The 220-nt window shown below is 69.5% G+C and carries 1 protein-coding gene; it reads left to right on the forward strand.

What is annotated here, in order from left to right:
* The coding region (locus ACPYOM_RS23240; RefSeq protein ID WP_481347782.1) for a hypothetical protein at positions 1 to 204 on the forward strand (204 nt) is incomplete at its 5' end.
* Between the last annotated feature and the right edge of the window lie 16 nt (positions 205 to 220).

Below are 220 nucleotides of genomic sequence, written 5' to 3' on the forward strand. Positions count from 1 at the left end.
CCCCCCCCCCCCCCCCCCCCCCCCCCCCTCCTAAAACCAAACCCCCCCCCCCCAGATTACTACGCGTCTCGTGGGCTCGGAGATGTGTATAAGAGACAGGCCCTCGCGTCGCAGGCCGTCGCCCCGACCGCGGCGGAGGCGCGGCTGTCCTCGTTGCGCCTCGTCAGCACACCCGTGGCGGAGCTGTCTCTTATACACATCTGACGCTGCCGACGACGGA

This window comes from Monashia sp. HAY1-2A, from assembly GCF_056755315.1.